This is a genomic window from Achromobacter sp. JCM 18799, from assembly GCF_055395645.1.
Genome location: NZ_AP043866.1, coordinates 2719633 through 2738381, shown reverse-complemented (window position 1 = coordinate 2738381; position 18749 = coordinate 2719633). Strand labels below are relative to the sequence as shown.

At 67.2% G+C, this 18749-nt stretch carries 19 protein-coding genes and 1 pseudogene; 4 read left to right on the top strand and 16 right to left on the bottom strand.

Annotated elements, in window-relative coordinates; genetic code table 11:
* Nucleotides 1-6: 6 nt before the first annotated feature.
* Both ACZ5YA_RS12980 and ACZ5YA_RS12975 read right to left on the bottom strand, forming a co-directional pair.
* Nucleotides 7-684: a hydrolase gene (locus ACZ5YA_RS12980; protein ID WP_464092645.1), complete on the bottom strand. Its 678-nt coding sequence runs from the start codon at nt 682-684 to the stop codon at nt 7-9.
* A gap of 113 nt (nt 685-797) precedes the next feature.
* Entirely contained in the window at nt 798-1745 is a 948-nt protein-coding gene (locus ACZ5YA_RS12975; protein ID WP_059379552.1) for a LysR substrate-binding domain-containing protein, read from the bottom strand.
* 107 nt (nt 1746-1852) lie between these two features.
* Here ACZ5YA_RS12975 and ACZ5YA_RS12970 point away from each other — a divergent pair, with 107 nt between their 5' ends.
* Nucleotides 1853-2671, top strand: a complete 819-nt coding sequence (locus ACZ5YA_RS12970; protein WP_059379551.1) for a 2-keto-4-pentenoate hydratase — start codon at nt 1853-1855, stop codon at nt 2669-2671.
* Nucleotides 2672-2702: 31 nt separating this feature from the next.
* On the opposite strand, the gene ACZ5YA_RS12965 is transcribed toward ACZ5YA_RS12970, so the two are convergent.
* The 9 genes from ACZ5YA_RS12965 to ACZ5YA_RS12925 all read right to left on the bottom strand — a co-directional run bounded on the left by ACZ5YA_RS12965 (nt 2703) and on the right by ACZ5YA_RS12925 (nt 10540).
* Entirely contained in the window at nt 2703-3791 is a 1089-nt protein-coding gene (locus tag ACZ5YA_RS12965) for a LacI family DNA-binding transcriptional regulator (protein ID WP_059379550.1), read from the bottom strand.
* Between the two features lie 25 nt (nt 3792-3816).
* A complete protein-coding gene (locus ACZ5YA_RS12960; RefSeq protein ID WP_464092644.1) occupies nt 3817-4851 on the bottom strand; it encodes a M14 family metallopeptidase in 1035 nt (344 codons plus the stop codon).
* Nucleotides 4852-4917: 66 nt separating this feature from the next.
* On the bottom strand, nt 4918-5265 hold the full coding sequence (locus tag ACZ5YA_RS12955) for a RidA family protein (protein WP_054457833.1): 348 nt from the start codon (nt 5263-5265) through the stop codon (nt 4918-4920).
* A 22-nt stretch (nt 5266-5287) separates the two neighbouring features.
* Nucleotides 5288-6073, bottom strand: coding sequence for a transporter substrate-binding domain-containing protein (locus tag ACZ5YA_RS12950; RefSeq protein ID WP_059379547.1), 786 nt, complete (start codon nt 6071-6073; stop codon nt 5288-5290).
* Nucleotides 6074-6097: 24 nt separating this feature from the next.
* Nucleotides 6098-6838: an amino acid ABC transporter ATP-binding protein gene (locus ACZ5YA_RS12945; RefSeq protein WP_059379546.1), complete on the bottom strand. Its 741-nt coding sequence runs from the start codon at nt 6836-6838 to the stop codon at nt 6098-6100.
* Entirely contained in the window at nt 6825-7475 is a 651-nt protein-coding gene (locus ACZ5YA_RS12940) for an amino acid ABC transporter permease (RefSeq protein ID WP_054457830.1), read from the bottom strand. Before ACZ5YA_RS12940 ends, ACZ5YA_RS12945 begins: the two co-directional genes overlap by 14 nt.
* 11 nt (nt 7476-7486) lie before the next feature.
* Nucleotides 7487-8155: an amino acid ABC transporter permease gene (locus ACZ5YA_RS12935; RefSeq protein WP_118933731.1), complete on the bottom strand. Its 669-nt coding sequence runs from the start codon at nt 8153-8155 to the stop codon at nt 7487-7489.
* Between the two features lie 3 nt (nt 8156-8158).
* Nucleotides 8159-9460: an alanine racemase gene (locus tag ACZ5YA_RS12930; RefSeq protein ID WP_464092643.1), complete on the bottom strand. Its 1302-nt coding sequence runs from the start codon at nt 9458-9460 to the stop codon at nt 8159-8161.
* 117 nt (nt 9461-9577) lie between these two features.
* Nucleotides 9578-10540: an AraC family transcriptional regulator gene (locus ACZ5YA_RS12925; RefSeq protein WP_464092642.1), complete on the bottom strand. Its 963-nt coding sequence runs from the start codon at nt 10538-10540 to the stop codon at nt 9578-9580.
* 320 nt (nt 10541-10860) lie between these two features.
* Here ACZ5YA_RS12925 and ACZ5YA_RS12920 point away from each other — a divergent pair, with 320 nt between their 5' ends.
* From ACZ5YA_RS12920 to ACZ5YA_RS12910, 3 genes and pseudogenes are all read left to right on the top strand, one after another.
* A complete protein-coding gene (locus ACZ5YA_RS12920) occupies nt 10861-11907 on the top strand; it encodes an aldo/keto reductase (RefSeq protein ID WP_464092641.1) in 1047 nt (348 codons plus the stop codon).
* Between the two features lie 129 nt (nt 11908-12036).
* Nucleotides 12037-12774, top strand: a pseudogene (locus ACZ5YA_RS12915) (YoaK family protein); the annotation flags it as partial.
* A 91-nt stretch (nt 12775-12865) separates the two neighbouring features.
* Nucleotides 12866-13525: a thiopurine S-methyltransferase gene (locus ACZ5YA_RS12910; protein WP_059379541.1), complete on the top strand. Its 660-nt coding sequence runs from the start codon at nt 12866-12868 to the stop codon at nt 13523-13525.
* 45 nt (nt 13526-13570) lie between these two features.
* Here ACZ5YA_RS12910 and ACZ5YA_RS12905 read toward each other — a convergent pair whose 3' ends face one another.
* Genes ACZ5YA_RS12905 through ACZ5YA_RS12885 form a run of 5 tightly spaced genes read right to left on the bottom strand, consistent with a single transcriptional unit; the run spans nt 13571 to nt 18713 of the window.
* Nucleotides 13571-14338 (bottom strand): SDR family oxidoreductase, encoded by a 768-nt coding sequence (locus ACZ5YA_RS12905; RefSeq protein WP_059379540.1) that lies wholly within the window; start codon nt 14336-14338, stop codon nt 13571-13573.
* Complete coding sequence (locus ACZ5YA_RS12900) at nt 14335-15330, bottom strand: NAD(P)H-quinone oxidoreductase (protein ID WP_118934502.1); 996 nt, start codon at nt 15328-15330, stop codon at nt 14335-14337. The genes ACZ5YA_RS12905 and ACZ5YA_RS12900 overlap by 4 nt, the downstream gene beginning before the upstream one ends.
* A gap of 15 nt (nt 15331-15345) precedes the next feature.
* Nucleotides 15346-16050, bottom strand: a complete 705-nt coding sequence (locus ACZ5YA_RS12895; protein ID WP_118934500.1) for an ABC transporter ATP-binding protein — start codon at nt 16048-16050, stop codon at nt 15346-15348.
* A complete protein-coding gene (locus ACZ5YA_RS12890) occupies nt 16043-17824 on the bottom strand; it encodes a branched-chain amino acid ABC transporter ATP-binding protein/permease (RefSeq protein ID WP_464092640.1) in 1782 nt (593 codons plus the stop codon). Before ACZ5YA_RS12890 ends, ACZ5YA_RS12895 begins: the two co-directional genes overlap by 8 nt.
* A gap of 22 nt (nt 17825-17846) precedes the next feature.
* Entirely contained in the window at nt 17847-18713 is an 867-nt protein-coding gene (locus ACZ5YA_RS12885; protein WP_054457820.1) for a branched-chain amino acid ABC transporter permease, read from the bottom strand.
* Nucleotides 18714-18749 lie beyond the last annotated feature (36 nt).

Genomic DNA, 18749 nt, shown 5'->3' with positions numbered 1-18749 from the left:
GCGGACTCAACGTTGCGAGTCGAGCTGTTCGCCCTTCTTGATGACTTCCTGGGCCCGGTTGTAGCTTTCGATCAGCAACTGGTAGGGCGGGAAGATCTTGGTGTAGACCTCGGCCCACTTGGCCGCGTCTTCGCGGTGCCAGGTCTTTTGCAGCTCGGCCGCGACGGCGCCCGTGTCCATGGGCACGACGCCGGCCTGGACCACGCGCGCCAGGGTGATTTCCTGGGCCATTTTGCTGTAGGTGCCCGAGGCGTCGACCACCACGAAGACCTTGTAGCCCTCGGCCACCGCGCTGATGGCGGGGAACGCCATGCAGACGCTGGTGATGGTGCCGGCAATGATCAGGGTCTTGCGGCCGGTCGCCTTGACCGCGGCAACGAATTCAGGATTGTCCCAGGCATTGATTTCGCCTTTGCGTGCGACATATTTCGCGTGCGGGGCGTTTTCATGGATTTCGGGAGTCAGCGGGCCGTTGGGGCCCTGCGGCACTGAGGCCGTGGTGATGACGGGCAGCTTCGCCAGGGTGGCCATGGAAGCCAGCGCGCCGGCGAGCGAGCGCAGCTCGGTCATCGGCATGTCGGCAACCGTCTGGAACAGGCCGCTTTGATGGTCGATCAGCAACATGACCGCATCGTTGGGATCGATGACGGGGCGCTGGCCATTGAAGTTGGCGGGGACGCTCATGGTGTGCTCCTGGTGACGTGGGGCTAATCATCCTAGGAGCAACGCGGGCGGCTGGGTAGGCAGGAAAAATGGGTTTCTGCGTCCCACTCGTCGGACGCTGCGCGAGCATGCTGCTACTTCAAGGTGGGCAGCTTGTGGCGCACTTGCGTGTCGTGTTCGCGCTTGGCCACGTCCTGATACTCCGAGCTCAGGAAATCCAGCAGCTCCCGCACGCCGGGCAGCAGGCCGCGGCGGGACGGGAAAATGGCATGCACGCTGCCCGCTTCCGGCTGCCAGGGGGCGCCCACGTCCACCAGGGTGCCTGCGTCCAGTTCGTCGCGAATCATGAGCAGGGGCAGGGCGACCACGCCCACGCCGCGCAAGGCGGCCTGCTTCAGCGCCAGCATGTCATCCGTCACCAGCCGCGGCGTGAACGGCACGACGATGCGTGCGCCGTCCGGCCCGTCCAGCCGCCAATGGGATTCGCGCTGTTCCGTGCCCAAGGCCAGCGTGGGCAGTTCGTTCAGGGCTTGCGGATCCGCAGGCAGCTTGATGCTGCGCGCCAGCGCCGGACTGGCCACCAGGCACTGGCAGCTCATGCCCAGCGGTTTCATGATGAGGTCGCTGCTCTCGATGGGGCCGAAGCGCACGCGCACGGCGATATCGAAGCCCTCGCGCAGCACGTCCACGGGGCGGCTGAAGCTCTTCAGGTAAACGTGGACCTTGGGGCAGCGGACCATGAAGCGGGCCACCAGGTCGCCCAGGAAGTAGTAGATCAGCGCAGGCGGTGCGCTCAAACGTATGGTGCCGGCAGGTTCGGCGCGGGTGCGGTCGATGACTTCCTGGGCGGCTTCCGCGCCTGCCAGCATCGACAGGCATTGCTCGTAATATTCCTGACCCAATTCGGTCACGGCGAAGCTGCGCGTGGAACGCTGGATGAGCCGCACGCCCAGCCGGTCTTCCAGCAGCGCAATGCGCCGGCTCAGGCGGGATTTTGGTATGCCCAGCGCTCGCCCTGCGGGTGCGAAGCCGCCGTTCTTGACGACCTGGACGAAGTAATAGAGGTCATTCAAGTCATGCATTGCTTCCCCGCTGTTCTGAAAATAGGACGTCAAGGGGAGCATATAACGGCTGCGGCGCCGTGCGGGCAGGTTTTCTTTTACATTTGAGCGTACCCTCAGGAGCCACCATGCCAGCTTCCGACCTCGCGGCGCTTGCCCGCGAAATCAAGGCGGCGCAGGACCATGCCTCTTACATTGCGCCGGTCACGGCACGGCGTCCGCGCTTCGACCTGGATGCCGCCTATGACGTGGCCGCTCGCATCCATCAGGCGCGGCTGGCCGAAGGCGCGCTGCTGGTCGGCCGCAAGATAGGTTTCACCAACGCCGCGATGTGGGCGGCGCTGGGCGTGGAATTTCCGGTGTGGGGGCGCGTCTATGAACACAGCGCGGTCTATGACGACACCGGCGAAGTCCATTGCCGCTTGGGCCGCTATGTCGAGCCGCGCATCGAACCCGAGATCGTGCTGCATTTCCATTGTGCACCGCCGCGCACGCGGGAGCCGGCCGCCATATTGGAATGCGTGGATTGGATCGCCCATGGGTTCGAACTGGTGCAGTCGCACTATCCCGCCTGGCAGTTCCAGGCCGCCGATACCGTGGCGGACAACGCCTTGCATGGCGCGCTGTACATCGGGCCGCTGATGGAGCCGGCCGAGCTCGGCCCGGGCCTGATCGAACGGCTGGCGGACTTCCGGGTGGAACTGTCCTGCAACGGCATCCGCCGTGAAACCGGTACCGGCGCCAACGTGTTGGGCAGTCCGCTGGCGGCGCTGGCCCATCTGCTGGAGGTGGTCGGGGAACGCCCGGCCGACGAGGCGATCCAGGCGGGCGAACTGGTCACGACCGGCACGTTGACCAAGGCCTATCCGGTGCACGCGGGCGAAACCTGGAGCACCAGGCTCGACGGCATCGGCTTGCCGGGCCTGCGCATCGTGTTCGACGAGTGAGCTCGCGCCGGTTGCCGACGCGCAGGGGACGCTAGGCGCTGGCGCGCTGGTTCAAGGTCAGCGGGAACACTTCCTGGCGCGCGGCGGGCGCGCCGCCATTCAGGCGTTGCAGCAGCAGTTCTCCAGCGCGGGCGCCCAGCTTGCGGCTGTCCACGCCGATGGTGCTCAGGCCGGGCTCGATTTCGCGGGCGATGTCGGTATCGCCGAAACCCAGGATGGCGATGTCGCGCGGAATCGCCAGCTTGCGGTCGCGCGCCTCGAACAGCGCGCCCACCGCCAGCAGGTCGTTGGCGCAGAACACGGCGTCGAAGGCCTGGCCCATCGCGAGCAACCGGCCCAGGGCCGCGCGTCCGTCGGCGATGGTTTGCGCATTGTCCACGGCCAGTTCCGCCACCACCTGCAGGCCCAGTTCGGCAGCGGCGGCATTGAAACCCTGGCGCCGCAGTTCGCCGCGGCCGCCCTGGCGCGCCACGAAGGCGACGCGGCGATAGCCGCGTTCGGCCAGATGGCGCGCGGCCATGACGCCGCCGTCATAGTTGGAAAAGCCCACCAGCATATCGATCGGGTCGCGCGGATAGGCCCAGGTCTCCATGATGGGGATGCCCAGCTCGCGCAGCGACTGGCGGTTTTCCTCGAGCTCGATAACGCCGGTGAACAGCACCGCCGCGGGCCGCAAGGCGCGCAGCGACGCGATCATGCTGGTTTCCTTGGCGTAGGAATACGAGGTCTGCCCGACCATCAATTGATAGCCCTGCGGCTCCAGCACTTCGGCGCAGCCCTGCACGGCCAGCGCGAACTGCTGGCTGAGGATGTTGGAGACGAACGCCGCCACCACGCTGGACTGCCCGGAACGCAGGGCGCGCGCGTGCGGATTCGAAGCATAGCCGGTCTGCGCCACCACCTGCAGGATGCGGTCGCGCTTTTCCTGAGCCACTTTCTCGGGCTGGCGCAAGGCCCGCGACACCGTGATGGGCGATACGCCCGCCAGCCTGGCCACTTCCTCGATGCGCGGCGGCTTGGCGGGGGCGGCCGCGCGCGCGGGCGCGGCGGCGCCCTCGGGACGCACGCGCAGCACGTCGTCGTAGGTGGGGGCGGAAGGAGGCGCGGGCCGGTGGGTCATGCGATTTCTTTTGATTGTTCCGGGATCAGGCGGCAGGCGTCAGGATATCAGCCTGGCCGACGGGACGCGCAACCTGGATCAGGCTGTCGCCGGATTCGCAGTCGGTATGCAGCCGCCGCGAAATCACGATACCCGATACCCGGAAGCGCAGGACTTCCTCTTCCGCGTCCAGCTGGTTGAGGTCATGGTAGTAGCCCGCGACGTCGCCCGCGCGCACGCTGGCTCCGATGTCCACCGCCGGCTCGAACCAGCCGCGCCGGGTGGCGAAGATGTTCTGTTCGTGGCTGTCCAGTTCCAGCAGTTGCATGGCGGGCGCGCCGGGCTGGTGCGGGCCGAGCACGGGCGCGTCGGTCACGCCCAGCTTCTGCAGCAGGTTGTCGATGGCGCGCTGGGTCGCGGCCAGTGTGGCGGGTGTCAGCGTGCCGCCGCCGCCGAACTCGCCGCTGATGCCGATCGCGCCGGCGCGCGCGGCCGCCGCCATGGAGGTGGGCGCATCGCGGCCATTGGCGGCGACGAAGGCGTGGCCCATGCCCAGCGAGCCCATCAGGTCCAGCGCGCGCGCCATGCGCCCGGGCGAGTCCTGGCGCTCGATCAGGGCGGTGGGCAGGTGCGCCATCGAGGTGCCGCCGGAATGGATGTCGAACACCACGTCGTGGCGCGGGAACAGTTCGTGTTCGAGGAAGTGCGCCAGGCGCTCGGTCGGGGTGCCGCCGGGCACGCCGGGGAAGGCGCGGTTGAGGTTGCCGTTATCCAGCGGCGAGCGCCGCCGCGCCGCCATCACCGCAGGCAGGTTGGCGAGCGGCAGGATGGTGACCTCGCCGCGCATGCGGGCGGGATCCAGGCGGCGGATCAGCCGGCCCAGGGCGACTTCGCCTTCGTATTCGTCGCCATGGTTGCCCGCCATGAGCAGCACGCGCGGGCCGCTGCCGTTGCGGATGCGGCAGATGGGCGTCTTGATCTGGTAGTAAGGCGAACGGTCCACCGAGTAGGGGGTGCCCAGGAAACTGAGCGCCTTGCCGTCGGCATCGAAATCTATGTCGTGAAACAGGCCGGTATGCATGGGGAGATACAACAGCGCCGCGCGAGGCGGCGCGAAGAGGGATCGGAAGGCCGCCGCAAGGCGCGCTTAGCGCAGCGCGGCGACCGCGGTCATTTCGACCCGCAGGTCGGGGTCGGCCAGGCGGGCCTCGACGCAGGCGCGGGCCGGCGGATTGGCGGGGTCGACCCAGGCGTCGTAGACGCGGTTCATGGCGTCGAAGTCGCCGATGGCGGGCAGGAACACGTCCACGGCCAGCAGGCGCGATTTGTCGCTGCCGGCCTCGGCCAGCAGCGCTTCGATCTTGGCCAGCACTTCGCGGGTCTGCGATTCCAGCGAGCCCTGGCGATTGTCGGCCACCTGGCCGGCGATGAACACGAAGCCGTTGTACGAGACGGCCTGGCTCATGCGCGAGCCGGATTTGTAGCGTTTGATCATGCGAGTCCTTTGATGAAGCCGATTACATCTGCGGCAGGGTCTGGGCTTCCTTGAACCACTTTTGCTGCAGCGCCGGCAGCTTGCCGTTCAGGCGGTTGGTGAAGAGGAAGGTATTGATCCAGTTCAGCAGGTTCTGCTGGCCTTGCTGCACGGCGGCGTGGGCGGGCGATTGGCGGATGAGGAACTTGAGTTCGGGCGCCTTCGCGGCGTTGTCCTCGGCCACCTTGAGCGCGATGGCGCTGTTCTCGGCGAACGACTCCGACTGCCCGGCCAGATAGGCGGCCACGGCCGAAGGCGTGTCCTCGAAACGCACCAGCTTGGCGCCCGGCGCGTTGTCGGTGAGCCAGATGTCCAGCGTGGAGCCCTTGGCGACGGCGATGCTGTGGCCCTTCAGTTCGTCCACGGTCTTGGCCTGCGGCATGCTGGCGCCGCCGTAGACGCCCAGGTTCACCGCGGCATAGGGCTGCGAGAACATGACCTGCTGGGCGCGTTCCGGGGTGGCGCCGGCGGCCGCGATCAGCACGTCGACCTTGCCGGCCAGCAGGCTGGGAATGCGGCTGGCGCCGGTGACCTGCACCAGCTCCAGCTTCACGCCCATGTCGGCGGCCATGAGCTTGGCCAGGTCGATGTCCAGGCCCGCGGCCTCGCCCTTGGCGTCCTTGAAGCCCCAGGGCGCGGCGTCCATCAGCACGCCCACGCGCAGCTTGCCCGCGCCCAGCACGTCCTGCAGTTTGTCGGCGGCCGAGGCGGGCGCGGCCAGGGAGAGACAGACGGCCGCGGCGGCGGCCAGCTTGGCGAACAGTTTCATGCAATGACTCCAGTGGCGGATGACTTAGTGGGAGGAAGGCGCGGCCGTGCCGATGAATTGGCGCAGCTCGGGGGTTTGGGGGTTGGCGAAGAGTTCGGCGGGCGGGCCTTGTTCCCAGACGCGGCCCTGGTGCATGAACACGACCTTGGAGGCGACGTTGCGGGCGAAGGCCATTTCATGCGTCACCAGCACCATGGTCATGCCCTGGCGCGCCATGTCTTCCATGACCTTCAGCACCTCGCCCACCAGCTCGGGGTCCAGCGCCGAGGTGACTTCGTCGAACAGCATCAGTTGCGGCGCCATGGCCAGGCAGCGCGCGATCGCCACGCGCTGTTGCTGGCCGCCCGACAGCAGGGCCGGATAGGCGTCGATCTTTTCGGCCAGGCCGACGCGGCGCAGCACGTCCAGCGCCAGCGCGCGGCCCTGCGACTTGGCGATCTTGCCGTTGAGCGTGGGCGCCAGCGTGATGTTGCGTTCCACGTTCAGGTGCGGAAACAGGTTGAACTGCTGGAACACGATGCCCACGCGCTGGCGGAACTGGCGCAGGCCGGGCATGCCGGCGTGGATCCGTTCGCCGCCGATGCGGATGTCGCCGTCGTCCACCGTCTCCAACGCGTTCAGGCAGCGCAGCAAGGTGGACTTGCCCGAGCCGGAGCGGCCGATGATGGTGACGATCTCGCCTTCGTTGACGTCGAGCGAGACGCCGTTGAGCACCGCGTTGGCGCCGAAGCGTTTGTGGATGTTGGAGACTTCAACGAGCGCCATGGAAGCGGCCCTCCAGGTTACGGGCCCACATCGTCAGGGGCAGGCACGCCGCGAAGTACAGCAACGCGACGCAGGAATAGACCAGCAAGGGCTGGAAGGTGGCCGCGCTGGCGATCTGCCCGGCGCGCGCCAGTTCGACAAAGCCCACCACCGAGGCCAGCGAGGTGCCCTTGACGAGCTGCACCAGAAAGCCCACGGTGGGCGGCAGCGACAGGCGGAACGCCTGCGGCGCGATCACGTGGCGGAACTGGTGCCACTTGGACAGCCCCAGGCAGGCGGCCGCTTCCCATTGCTCGTGCTTCACGGCCTGGATGCCGCCGTACCAGATCTGGCCCAGGAAGGCCGCCGTGTAGATGATGAAGGCGACGCTGACGGCGGTCAGCGCGGGCACCTCGATGCCCAGGAACACCGGCATGCCGAAGTAGAAGAACATCAGCAGGCCCAGGAGCGGCACGCCCTGGACCAGTTGCTGCATGGCCGCGGCCAGCCAGCGCAGCGGCGCCGAACGGTGGCCGCGCAGCAGCGCCAGCCCCAGGCCCAGCGGCGCGCCGATGGCCAGCGCGATCAGCACCAGGGCCACGGTCCATTGCAGCGCGCTGAGCAGGGAGGCGAAATCACTCAGGGTAAACGTACGCATGCTCGCGACTCCTAGCGGCGCACGGGCCAGGTGAAGGCCAGGCTGCCGGCCAGGGCCAGCAAGGCCTTGGTGATCAGCACCAGCGTGAAATAGATGCCGCAGATCACGGCATAGACCTCGAAGCTGCGGTAGGTGCGGCTTTCGATGAAGCTGCCGGCATGGAACAGGTCCTCGGCCGATACCTGCGAGGCCAGCGAGGTGCCGAGCAGCAGGATGACCAGCTGCGTGCCCAGCGCGGGGTAGACGTTGCGCAAGGCGGGCGCCAGCACGATGTGGCGGTACACCTGCCAGGTGCTCAGGCCCAGGCAATGGCCGGCCTCGATCTGGCTGCGCGGAATGGAGTCCAGGCCGGCGCGCAGGATCTCGATGGCGTAGGCCCCGAAATACAGGCTGAGCGCCAGCGCCGCGGCCACGAAGGGCGGCATGCGCAGGCCCAGCCCCGGCAGGATGAAGAACACGACGAACAGCTGGATCAGCGACGGCGTGTTGCGGAACACCTCGACATAGGCGCGCAGCGCCAGCTTGACCGGCCTGGGACCATGGCGCGTCAGCAGGGCGCCGGCCAGGCCGATGGCCAGCCCCGCGACCACGGCGATGACGGTCAGCTCCAGCGTGACCTGGATGCCGTCCCAGAGCTGTTCGCGGTAGCGCCAGATCTGTTGGAAGTTCAGCTGTTGCATGGCTTATCCGAAGAACGTGCGGTAGGCCGACTGCACGCGGCCGTCCGCGTCCAGGCCGAAGAAGACGCGCCAGCGGTCCAGACAGGTGCAGGGATGCGAGATGCCGAACTCGATCACGTCGCCCGGCGCCAGCTCGCTGTCCGGCGCGATGGAGAGGAAGGCGTGCTGGTCGTTGAGCCGCGTGACGCGGGCTTGCATATCCCAGCCGGGCAGGGCCGCGCCGCCGCGGAAGGCGGCCAGCGGCGCGGGCAGGTCCTGGTCGTAGGACACGTCGCGCATGCCGAAGCCGCAGATCGCCAGGCCCGGTTCCGGGCGCGACAGGACTTCGCCCCACAGGCGCAGGGCCGGCCGGAAGTCGGCGGCGGCGTTGCGCGCCTGGCCGTTGACCTGGAAGCCCGCGCGGGCGTCCATGGCCTGCAGCGCGCGCTGGTAGGTGCCGTGGTCATGGAAGAAGATGGCGCCGCTGCGCAGCACCAGCTGGGCATTGCCGTCCTCGGCCAGCCAGCCCTTGGCCGCCTGCGTGACATGGTCGAAGAAGGCCGAGCCGCCCGCGGTGAACACCAGCGGCGCGTGCGGCGCCAGCGCGCGCACTGCCTTGAACGCGCGGGCGGCGCGCTCCATCAGCGCGGCGATATTGCTGGCGGTGAGCGCCGCGTCCGAGCTGGCGACGGCGCCTTCGTAGGTGGCCACGCCCGCCAGCGCGAGCTTGTCGCCCTGCTCGCGGATCGCGGCCAGGATGGCCGCGACCGCGGCATCGTCGCGCGCGCCCGCGCGGCCGCCGCCGACTTCCACCAGCACCTCCACGGGCCGGCCGGCTTCAGCGGCCGCGGCGGCCAGCGAACGCACGGTGTCGGCGGAGTCCGCGAACGCCAGCAGGCGCGCGTCGGGGTAGCCTGCAAGCAGCTTGCCCAGGCGGGCGCCGCTGGCCGCGCCGCCGATCTCGTTACCCAGCATCAGGCGGGATACGCCGGCGCGCAACAGCACGGCGGCCTGCTGCAGGTTGGCGACGGTGGCGCCCCAGGCGCCTGCGTCGAGCAGGCGCTGCACGATCTGCGGGGACATCGGCGTCTTGGCATGCGGCGCCAGCGTCGCGCCGTGGCTGCGGGCGTACTGGAAGATCTGCTCGACGTTGTGGGCGAAGGCGGCCTCATCCAGCGTCAGGACGGGCAGGGCCATGTTGCCGCTCCTGGGCTGCCAGCCCCGGGCTGCGACGCCGCGCAGCGGGACGGCGGGTTCGCCCGGAGGAATACCCCGGTAGGTGTCGTCCAGTGGAGTATCGAGCAGGGTTTCCAGGAATGGATTCATGTGGCCGCCGAAGAAAAATCAGGGTTATGACAACGTTATCATTTGATGGCGGCAGTCTAATGGTAACGTTGTCAAATTAGGATTAGGGCAATCCCCTAGAGATGCCGGACCGGCGGCTCAGGCTGGCGCCGAGGCGGTTTCGTCCTTCCAGCGCTGCTTGTCGCGCAAGGGCGGCGAACCGAACAGGCGGCTGTATTCGCGGCTGAATTGCGACGAGCTTTCGTAGCCCACGGAATGGGCCGCCAGCGCCACGCCGGCGTCATCGGTCAGCATCAGGCGCCGTGCTTCCTGCAGGCGCAGGTGCTTCTGGTATTGCAGCGGGCTCATGGCGGTGGCCTGCTTGAAATGATGATGCAGCGAGGACACGCTCATGTGCACGTCGCGCGCGATCTCTTCCACGCGCAGGGGCAGGGCATAGTTGTCGCGCAGAATGCGGATGGCCTTGGCCACGCGGTTGAGCTGGCTGTCCTGCAGCACCGACTGGCGCAGCACCGCGCCCTGGCCGTTCATCAGCAGGCGGTACAGCAGCTCGCGCTTGACCAGGGGCGCCAGGATGGGAATGTCGCGCGGGGTGTCCAGCAGGCGCAACAGGCGCAGCACCGCGTCCAGCAGCGCGCCGCCCAGCGGATTGACGCAAAGCGCGCGCGCGGCCTCGGCCGGCGGCTGCGGCGGCAGGCTGTCGTCGCTGATCAGCGCGGTGATCTCCTCCACGTTCAGGTCCAGCCGCAAGCCCAGATAGGGCAGGGTCGGGCTGGCGACGGACACCTTGGCCACGACCGGCAGATCCACCGAGGAAATCAGGTAATGGAAGGGGTCGTACTCGTAGGCTTCATCGCCGATGAGCAGGCGCTTGGATCCCTGGGCGATAACGCCCAGGGCGGCTTTCTGCAGTCCGGGCTTGGCGCCGGTGGGCTGCGAAATGCGGTGCAGGAACAGGCCCTCGATGGGCGTGTCCAGCGAACCCTCCAGGTCTCCGGTCATGCGTTCCAGCGTGCAGAGCAGTTCGCGCCGCGCCGGCTCATAGGCGACGTCCAGGGTCGGGACGGCGACGCTGGCGGCAAGTGCGGATGTGATGGTCATGGGGGCTCCCGTGGCGCGCCGTGCCGGGTAGGCATAGGGCGGCAGAAAGTCGGAGGATTGGGTGGCTTTCAGTGTATGCCTAAGCCAGCCTGCGTCCAGGCGGTGGCGCTTTTCATGGAGAAATGGGCAGAAAACTCGGAGGAATGAGCGGCCAGGCGCCACAGGCGGGGCAGCGCTGCAGGATTGGGCAAAAAAAGGGCAGGATCAAGCAGCGTCCGCGCCGGCCCCTGGACGCATACTTGCCTTCATCCCGGCAGGCGGGCCGCGGCCATTCCATCCCGGAGCGCCGGCTCCCGCCCAGCCCTTGAAGGAGCGCAACCATGCGGTACAAGAAATTCGGAAGCACCGGCCTGTTCGTGTCGGAACTCTGCCTGGGCACCATGACCTTCGGCGGCGAAGGCGAACTGTGGAGCAAGATCGGCAGCCTGCAGCAGGAAGACGCCAACCGGCTGGTGGGCCGCGCATTGGATGCCGGCGTCAATTTCATCGACACGGCCGACGTGTACTCCGAGGGCCGCTCGGAGGTCATCACCGGGCAGGCGCTGCGCGACCTGAAGGTGGCGCGCGAGGACGTCGTGATCGCGACCAAGGTGTTCGGACAGACGGGCGCTGGCGTCAATGCGCGCGGCAACTCGCGCTCGCACATCATGGACGGCGTCAAGAAGAGCCTGTCGCGCCTGCAGCTGGATCATATCGACCTCTACCAGATCCATGGCTTCGATCCCGCCACGCCGGTGGAAGAAACTGTCAGGGCGCTGGACAATCTGGTGCAGCATGGCCACGTGCGCTATGTCGGCGTGTCCAACTGGGCCGCCTGGCAGATCATGAAGGCGCTGGGCATCGCTGAACGCCTGGGGCTGGCGCGCTTCGAATCGCTGCAGGCCTATTACACGATCGCCGGCCGCGACCTGGAGCGCGAGATCGTGCCCATGCTGCAAAGCGAAGGCGTGGGCCTGATGGTATGGAGTCCGCTGGCGGGCGGCCTGCTCAGCGGCAAGTACAGCCGCGACGGGCAGGCCGAAGCCGGCAGCCGCCGCGCCGCCTTCGACTTCCCGCCGGTGGACCAGGAACGCGCTTATGACAGCATCGAGGTCCTGCGGCGCGTCGCCGGCGCGCGCGGCGTATCGGTGGCGCAGGTAGCCCTGGCCTGGCTGCTGCACCAGCAGGCCGTGACCAGCGTCATCATCGGCGCCAAGCGCGTGGAGCAGCTGGACGACAATCTGGCGGCCACGGCGATACGCCTGACGGCGGACGAACTGGCCGAACTCGACCAGGTCAGCGTCCTGCCGCCGGAGTATCCGGGCTGGATGCATGTGCGCCAGGGCGAATACCGGCGCAAGCAGCTGAGCGAATCCGGCGCGGCGTAAAACGCCGGAGGCGGGCGGGGCCGCCGCCGGCATGGCTGGCGGCCGGCGCGCCGGACCTCGCGCCGTGCCGCGGCGACTAGAATGTCATGCACTTTGCTGTGTATGGATTCTTGTCTTGAAGGGACACGCGTGGCCATTCCGTATCTACGCCGCCTGACGGCCGTCAGCCGCAGCCCCCAGGCCAACAGGCACCTGGCTTACGTCCTGACTTTCACCGCCGGCGCGGTCAACGCCGGCGGCTTCCTGGCCGTGCAGCAATACACCTCGCACATGTCCGGCATCGTCTCCATGATGGCCGATAACCTGGCGCTGGGCGGGGTGATCGTGGTGCTGCAGGGCCTGGCGGCGCTGCTGTCCTTTCTGGCCGGCGCCGCCAGCTCGGCCTTCCTGATCAACTTCGGGCGCCGCTCGCGCCTGACCAGCGAATACGCCATGCCGCTGCTATACGAAGCCGTGCTGCTGCTGGGCTTCGGCTTGCTTGGCGCCAACCTGGAGACGCTGCGCTGGTTCTATGTGCCGGGCACCGTCATGCTGCTTTGCTACATCATGGGTCTGCAGAACGCCATGATCACCAAGCTGTCGCGCTCCGAGATCCGCACCACGCACGTGACGGGCATGGTCACCGATATCGGCATAGAACTGGGCAAGCTGTTTTACTGGAACATGGCCAAGGGGGATCCCGCATCCATGCGGCCGGTGCGCGCGGACCGTAGCAAGCTTGTCGTGCTCACCGTGCTGGTGTCGTTGTTCTTCGTCGGCGGCGTGACGGGCGCGTATTCCTTCTTCAACTTCGGGTTCGGCTCGACGGTGCCGCTGGCGCTGATGCTCATGGCGTTGGCCGCGGTGCCCATCGTGGACGACATCCGCAGCCTGCTGCCGCGGATGTAGGGCCGGGACGCCCGCCGTCGCGCCGGCGAACTACAATGCCCCGCAACGATACACAGGAGGCAGACCGGGCATGGACGCGGAATTCTGGCTGGAGCGTTGGCGCGAAGGGCGCACGCATTTTCATCAATCGCGGGTCACGCCGCTATTGCAGAAGTATTGGCCGACGCTGGGCGTACCCAAGGACGGCCGGGTGCTGGTGCCGCTTTGCGGCAAGTCGCTGGACATGGTGTGGATCGCGGCCCAGGGGCATTCCGTGCTGGGCGTCGAGCTGTCGCAGCTCGCGGTCGAACAATTCTTCGAGGAAAACGAGCTCAAGCCGCTCACGCACGTGTCCGTCTATGGCAAGCACTACGTGGCGGGCAGCATCGAAATCATCTGCGGCGACATCTTCAAACTGGACGCGCAACTGCTGTCGCATTGCGTGGGCGCCTATGACCGCGCCGCGCTGGTGGCGTTGCCCGATACCATGCGCGCGGACTACGTGCGCCACGTCTACGGCAATCTGTCGCCCGCCTACCAGGGACTGCTGATCACGCTGGACTATCCGCAGGAAGAAATGCCGGGGCCGCCGTTCTCTGTCGTGGACAGCGAAGTGCAGAACATCTTTGCGGGCGTGTCGCCCGCCAGGATCATCGATCGCCGCGACATCCTGGAAAAGGAACCGAAGTTCCTGGCGGCCGGCGTCAGCCGGCTGGACACGGTGGTCTACCACCTGGGCGCGCAGGAGTGAAGAAAGCGCCCGCCTGCGTTCGGGCGGGCGCTGCCTGCGATGCTCTCAGGTCATCAGCCAGCCGCCGGCCACGTCCAGCACCTGGCCGGTGACGAAGCGGGCCTGGTCCGACGCGAAGAACAGGCAGGCATCCGCCACTTCCTCCGGCGTGCCCAGGCGGCGCAGCGCGGTCACCTGCGCGACCGCGTCATTGATCTCCTTGGGCACGGTCTTCAGCAAGGGAGTGCTGATGCGTCCCGGCGCCAGGGCGTTGACCGTGACCTGGTGCTCGCCCAGTTCGGCGGCCCAGTGGCGCGTCAGGCCGATCAGGCCAGCCTTGGTGGCCGCGTAATGCGCCGCCACGATGTCGCAGTAAGCGCGGCCGGCCACCGACGACATGTTGATCACGCGGCCCTGGCGCTCGCGCACCATGTGCGGCGTGGCCAGGTGCGTCATGTAGAACACGCTGTTCAGGTTGACGGCGACCACGTTCTCCCATTCCCGGGGCGGCATCTCCCAGACCTTCAGCGCGCGTCCATCGGTCTTCGGTGAAATGCCGACGTTGTTGACGAGGATGGTGGCCGGACCCAGCTCCGCGCTGATGCGTTCGTAGGCCGCCTGGCACTCCTCGAAGCGCGCGACGTCCGCGTGCACGAAGCAGACTCCGTGGCCGCGCTTGCGCAGTTCCTTTTCGTAAGCCTGGCCGCCCTGCGCATTGAAATCGATGAGGCCCACGCGGCCGCCTTCGGCCAGGAAGCCTTCGACGATGGCCGAACCTATGCCGCCGACCGCGCCGGTCACGATGGCGACCTGGTCCTTGAAGCGCCCGCTCATGCGGCCACCTTCAGCATGATCTTGCCGATGTGTTTGCTGCTTTCCATCAGCGCATGCGCCTGGGCCGCTTCCGCCAGAGGGAACACCTTGTGGATGCGCGGCAGGCATTGCCCCTGTTCCATCAGCGGCAGCACCTTTTCCGCCAGCGCGCGGGTGATCGCACCCTTGTCCTCGTCGGAGCGGGGGCGCAATGTGGAGCCGGTGAATTGCAGGCGCTTGAGCATGATGGGCATGGCGTCGATCTCGGCCTTGCTGCCCTCCAGGAAAGCGATCTGCACCAGCCGGCCATTGAGCGCCAGCAGCCGCAGGTTCTTGTTCATGTAGGCGCCGCCCACCATGTCCAGGATCACGTCCACGCCCGCGCCGCCGCTGCCCTGGCGCACCGCTGCCTCGAAGTCGGCCTCGCGGTACAGCACGGCATGGTGCGCGCCGGCGGCCAGGCAGGCGTCGGCCTTTTCCTGATTGCCCACCGTGGTCCAGACTTCGGCGCCAAAGGCGCGCGCCAGCTGGATCGCGGTCAGGCCGATGCCGCTGGAGCCGCCGTGCACCAGGAAGCGCTCGCCGGCCGCCAGACGGGCGCGGTCGAACACATTGGTCCAGACGGTGTAGTAGTTCTCGGGGATGGCGGCGGCCGTCAGCAAGTCCAGGCCGCGCGGCACGGGCAGGCAATGGCGTTCGTCCGCCAGGCAGTATTGGGCGTAGCCGCCGCCCGGCGTCAGCGCGCAGACCTGGTCGCCGACTTTCCAGAGGCTGGCGTCGGGTCCGGCGGCGATGACGGTGCCGGACACTTCCAGCCCCAGGTGGGGCGAGGCGCCCGGAGGCGGCGGATAGGAGCCCGAGCGTTGCAGCACGTCGGGGCGGTTGACCCCGGCGTAGGCGACCTCGATCAGCACCTGGCGGCCGGCGGGCGCTTCCATGTCGCGTTCGGCCAGGCGCATGCAGTCGGGCGCGCCGCCCTGGCCGTGGTCGATGTATGTGCAGCGTAAAGACATAAGGAATCCTTGGTATCAATGGCCCAGATAGGCCTTCTTCACATGCGGGTCGCTCAGCAGCTCCGCGCCGGTGCCGGTGCGCACGATGGCGCCGTTCTCCAGCACGTAGCCGCGGTCCGCCAGCCGCAGCGTGCGGAACACGTTCTGCTCCACCAGCAGCACGGTCACGCCGTGCGCGGTGACGCCGCGGATGATGTCGAACATCTGTTGCACCAGCAGCGGCGACAGGCCCAGCGAGGGTTCGTCGAACACCAGCAGCTTGGGATCGGCCATCATGCCGCGGGCGATTGCCACCATCTGCTGTTCGCCGCCGGAAAGCGAGCCGGCGTACTGGTTCAAGCGTTCCTGCACCCGCGGGAAGATGCCCAGCACCTCGTCCAGCTTGCGCTGCACGATGGGGCGCGCGGCGCGCTTGTACGAGCCCATCAGCAGGTTGTCGCGCACCGTGAAGTGCGGGAACAGCTGGCGGCCTTCGGGAATCATGGTGATGCCCGCGTCGACGATGTCGTAGGGCTTGCGGTTGGTCAGGTCCTGGCCTTCGAACTCGACCTTGCCGTCCATGGCGGCGATGACGCCGCACAGCGTCTTCAAGGTGGTGGTCTTGCCGGCGCCGTTGGCGCCGATCAGCGTGACGATCTCGCCCGCATGGACCTCGAAGTTCAGGCCGTTCAGGACCTGGCTCTTGCCGTAGCCCGAGGACAGATTCGAAACCTTAAGCATCCTGGTACTCCTTGCCCAAATAGGCCTCGATGACGGCGGGGTTCTCCACCACGTCCTTGGGCGCGCCGCTGACCAGCACCGCGCCTTCGTTCAGCACGATGATGCGGTCGGACAGCGCCATGGTGGCCTGCATCATGTGCTCGATCAGCAGCACCGACACGCCGGAATCTCGGATGCGCCGGATCATCTGGATCGACTTCTCGATGTCGGTGGGGTTCAGCCCGGCCATCACCTCGTCCAGCAGCAGGATGCGGGGCTTGATCGCCAGCGCGCGGGCGACCTCCAGGCGCTTCATGCCGCCCACGGTCAGGTTGCGCGCCTCGATGTCCAGGTACTTCACCAGGTCGGTCTGCTCGGCGACCTTAAGCGCGATCTGTTCGGCCTCGTCCCGGTTCGAGGTGCGGATAAAGGCGCCCAGCATGATGTTCTCCAGTACGGTCAGGCCGGTGAACGGCTTGGCGATCTGGAAGGTGCGGCCCAGCCCCTGGTGCGCGAACTCGTCGGGCGTCTTGCAGGTGACCCAGTTGCCTTGCGCGTCCAGCATGGTGATGCCGCCCTTGTCCGGCGACAGGAAGCCCGACAGCAGGTTGAACACCGTGGTCTTGCCCGCGCCGTTGGGGCCGATCATGCCCAGGATCTCGTTCTGGTTCAGCGTCAGCGACACGTCGTTGGTGGCGCGCAGGCCGCCGAAGCTCTTGAACAGCTTGTCGGCCTTGAGCACCGGCTGATCCGTGCGTTCGGCGTTGTGCAGGCGCAGTTCGTCGGCCAGCTTGAGCTTGGCGCGAGGTGCGCCCAGATAGGGCAGACGCGACAGCCAGCGTTCGATGGCCGGGCCGAAGGCGCCGGCCAGGCCGCGCGGAATGGTCAGCACCACCGCGACCAGGATCAGGCCGTAGATCAGCCCGTGCATGCCGTTGCCCACGCTGCTGAGCCAGCCGCGCGCCAGTTCGGCGATGGGCAGCACCAGGAAGGTGCCGGCGATGGGGCCGGCCACCGTGCCGAGCCCGCCGATCAGCGCGAACATGGCCACCTGGATCGACAGTTCCAGCGAAAACGCCGAGCTGGGGTCCACGAAGGTCAGGTAGGTGATGTGGAAGGTGCCGATGATGCTGGTCAGCATGGCCGACACGACCGCGGCGATGATCTTCATGCGCACGGTATGGATGCCGACCGCCAGCGCCGCATCCTCGCGTTCGCGGATCGCGATCAGGTAGTGGCCGATGCGCGACTTGCGGATGTACCAGGAGGCCCAGGTCACCAGCAGGAACAGGCCGAAGGCGATGATCACGTAATTGACCTTCTCGCGGAACACGATCCAGGTCCAGCCTATGTTCAGCGGCAGGCTGATGCCGCTGGAGCCGCCCGTCCAGCTTTCCTCGTGGATCACCAGGAGTCGCACCACTTCCAGGATCGCGATGGTGGCCAGCGCGAAGAACGGGCCGCGCAGCCGCAGGGTAGGGTAGCTGATCAGGATGGCGACCGCGCCCGAGATCGCCGCGCCCGCCAGCATGCCGAACCACGGCGAAATGCCGAAGTTCTGCGTCAGCAGCGTGGCGGTGTAGCCGCCGATGCCGTAGAACACGGCGTGGCCCAGGGACAGCTGGCCGGCGTAGCCGCCGACGATATTCCAGGCCACGGACAGGGCCGAGAACACGAACAGCAGCACGAACAGGTTGGTCCAGAATGGCGTGCCCATGATCACGGGCACAAGGAACATCGCGATCAGCAGGATGAGGCTGACGTAGGTCTTGGGGTGTCGGATATCGGGAAACACATCTCGCTCCTTGTTGCTCTGATCACTCTGTGCCGACGCCGAACAGGCCGTTCGGACGCAGCACCAGGATCAAGAGGAAGATCCCGAAATAGACGACCTCTTTCAGGTCGGGGGCGATGTAGAAGCCGGCCAACGTGTCCACGATGCCGATGATCATGGAACCGGCCACCGCGCCGTACAGGCTGCCCAGGCCGCCCAGCACCACGATCACGAACGCCGTCAGCACGAAGTACGTGCCCACGGTGGGAAACACCGGATATTGCGGCGCCAGCAGGCCGGCGGCGATGCCGACGAAGGCCGTGCCCAGGCCGAAGGCGATGGCGTAGACGTTGTTGACGTTCACGCCCATCAGGGTGGCGGCGTAGCGGTGCTGCGCCACGGCCCGCAGCGCGCGGCCCAGGTAGGTGCGGTGCATGAAGAGGTGCAGCAGCACCGCCAGGGTCAGGCCGATCACGAAGGTAACGAGCTGCCCGGTCACCATCGAATAGGGGCCGATGTCGATGGCATTGGTGCCCAGCTCCACCGGCGCGCGGTAGACGTTGGCGCCGAAGATCACCAGGGCGAGATTCAGCAGGATGGTGGACACGCCCACCGTGGCGAAGATCTGGATGTGCTGGTCGGCGTTGAGCAGCGGCTGGATGATGCCCTTCTGCGTCAGCGCGCCCAGCGCGAACAGGATGACGGCGACGGGTACCAGGCCGGCATAGGGATGCACGCCGAATTGCGCCGCGATCAGATAGACCATGTACATGCCTATCATCAGGAACTCGCCGTGCGCGAAGTTCACGACGCGCACCACGCCGAAGATCAGCGTCAGCCCCAGGCTGATGATGGTGTACGCGCCGCCCAGCAACAGGCCGTTGATGACCAGTTGAATGAATAGTTCCATGTTGCAACCTCTTAGAACGGGTGGCGGCCCCGGCCC

Excerpts from the sequence above, each read along its gene's own strand:
- ACZ5YA_RS12965 (WP_059379550.1), bottom strand. The coding sequence starts at position 3,791 with ATGACCCACCGGCCCGCGCCTCCTTCCGCCCCCACCTACGACGACGTG.
- ACZ5YA_RS12930 (WP_464092643.1), bottom strand. The coding sequence starts at position 9,460 with ATGAATCCATTCCTGGAAACCCTGCTCGATACTCCACTGGACGACACC.
- ACZ5YA_RS12905 (WP_059379540.1), bottom strand. The coding sequence starts at position 14,338 with ATGAGCGGGCGCTTCAAGGACCAGGTCGCCATCGTGACCGGCGCGGTC.
- ACZ5YA_RS12960 (WP_464092644.1), bottom strand. The coding sequence starts at position 4,851 with ATGCATACCGGCCTGTTTCACGACATAGATTTCGATGCCGACGGCAAG.
- ACZ5YA_RS12895 (WP_118934500.1), bottom strand. The coding sequence starts at position 16,050 with ATGCTTAAGGTTTCGAATCTGTCCTCGGGCTACGGCAAGAGCCAGGTC.
- ACZ5YA_RS12925 (WP_464092642.1), bottom strand. The coding sequence starts at position 10,540 with ATGACCATCACATCCGCACTTGCCGCCAGCGTCGCCGTCCCGACCCTG.
- ACZ5YA_RS12945 (WP_059379546.1), bottom strand. The coding sequence starts at position 6,838 with ATGGCGCTCGTTGAAGTCTCCAACATCCACAAACGCTTCGGCGCCAAC.
- ACZ5YA_RS12980 (WP_464092645.1), bottom strand. The coding sequence starts at position 684 with ATGAGCGTCCCCGCCAACTTCAATGGCCAGCGCCCCGTCATCGATCCC.
- ACZ5YA_RS12920 (WP_464092641.1), top strand. The coding sequence starts at position 10,861 with ATGCGGTACAAGAAATTCGGAAGCACCGGCCTGTTCGTGTCGGAACTC.
- ACZ5YA_RS12910 (WP_059379541.1), top strand. The coding sequence starts at position 12,866 with ATGGACGCGGAATTCTGGCTGGAGCGTTGGCGCGAAGGGCGCACGCAT.
- ACZ5YA_RS12955 (WP_054457833.1), bottom strand. The coding sequence starts at position 5,265 with ATGATCAAACGCTACAAATCCGGCTCGCGCATGAGCCAGGCCGTCTCG.
- ACZ5YA_RS12885 (WP_054457820.1), bottom strand. The coding sequence starts at position 18,713 with ATGGAACTATTCATTCAACTGGTCATCAACGGCCTGTTGCTGGGCGGC.
- ACZ5YA_RS12900 (WP_118934502.1), bottom strand. The coding sequence starts at position 15,330 with ATGTCTTTACGCTGCACATACATCGACCACGGCCAGGGCGGCGCGCCC.
- ACZ5YA_RS12935 (WP_118933731.1), bottom strand. The coding sequence starts at position 8,155 with ATGCAACAGCTGAACTTCCAACAGATCTGGCGCTACCGCGAACAGCTC.
- ACZ5YA_RS12975 (WP_059379552.1), bottom strand. The coding sequence starts at position 1,745 with ATGCATGACTTGAATGACCTCTATTACTTCGTCCAGGTCGTCAAGAAC.
- ACZ5YA_RS12940 (WP_054457830.1), bottom strand. The coding sequence starts at position 7,475 with ATGCGTACGTTTACCCTGAGTGATTTCGCCTCCCTGCTCAGCGCGCTG.
- ACZ5YA_RS12970 (WP_059379551.1), top strand. The coding sequence starts at position 1,853 with ATGCCAGCTTCCGACCTCGCGGCGCTTGCCCGCGAAATCAAGGCGGCG.
- ACZ5YA_RS12950 (WP_059379547.1), bottom strand. The coding sequence starts at position 6,073 with ATGAAACTGTTCGCCAAGCTGGCCGCCGCCGCGGCCGTCTGTCTCTCC.